This is a genomic window from Sulfitobacter sp. HI0129 (genome assembly GCF_001635395.1).
Classification (GTDB): Bacteria; Pseudomonadota; Alphaproteobacteria; order Rhodobacterales; family Rhodobacteraceae; genus Sulfitobacter.
On sequence record NZ_LWGH01000792.1, the window covers coordinates 1 to 1,010 of the forward strand.

1 protein-coding gene is annotated in these 1,010 nt (G+C 65.1%); it reads right to left on the reverse strand.

The window, feature by feature from the left end:
* Positions 1–1,010: RecQ family ATP-dependent DNA helicase (locus A3764_RS19130; protein ID WP_150122306.1), on the reverse strand; the 1,010-nt coding region annotated here is incomplete at both ends.

Consider the following 1,010-nt stretch of genomic DNA (forward strand, 5'->3'; position numbering starts at 1 on the left):
AGCCCGTGATCGTTTCACCGAAATAGCCCAGCAGGGTCTGTCGACGGCACGCTAGAGCCTCGGCAAGCCCCAGCAGCGCGTTGAGCCGAGCGTGATCGGCCATGCGGCGTTCCGGCGGGGCGAGCCCTTCGTCGATCTGGCCCCGGCGCAGGCGGATATCATCCGCACCGAAAAGCGTGAGCGTTTCGGCAGGCGCGCCATCGCGTCCCGCGCGCCCGATTTCCTGATAATAGGCTTCGATGCTCTTAGGCAGATCGGCATGGGCCACCCAACGGATATCCGGTTTGTCGATCCCCATCCCGAAAGCGACCGTCGCCACAACGATAAGCCCGTCCTCCTGCTGGAAACGGCGTTCCGCCATTCTGCGATCATCGGCCTCCATCCCGCCGTGGTAATGCAACGCGGCATGGCCTTCATCCTGAAGCGCGCGGGCGATCCCCTCGGTCTTTGCGCGCGTGCCGCAGTAGACGATGCCGGATTGCCCCCGGCGGGCCGCCGCAAATTTAAGGATCTGCTGGCGCGGTGAATTCTTGGCCGCGAAGGAAAGATGAATATTGGGGCGATCGAACCCCTGAAGAAAGTGGCGCGGGTCTTCTCCGTCGAACAGCCGCTCGACGATTTCGGCACGGGTTTCGGCATCTGCCGTGGCGGTAAAGGCCGCGAGCGGCACGCCAAGGTCCCGCCGCAGGGCACCGATGCGCAGGTAGTCCGGCCTGAAATCATGGCCCCACTGGCTCACACAGTGGGCTTCGTCCACCGCGATCAGGCGCACGTTCGCCCGGCGCAGCATTCCGGCGGCCGAACCGGCAGCCAGCCGTTCAGGCGCCATGTAGAGCAGTTTCAATGCCCCGCTTTCCAGCGCCTCCCATACGGCGTCCGTTTCTTCCGGCGTGTTTCCGGAGGTGAGCGCCCCTGCCGCCACGCCCGCTTCCTGCAGGCTCCGGACCTGATCCCGCATCAGGGCAATCAGGGGGGATATCACCACCGTCACCCCGTCACGCAGCAGGGCA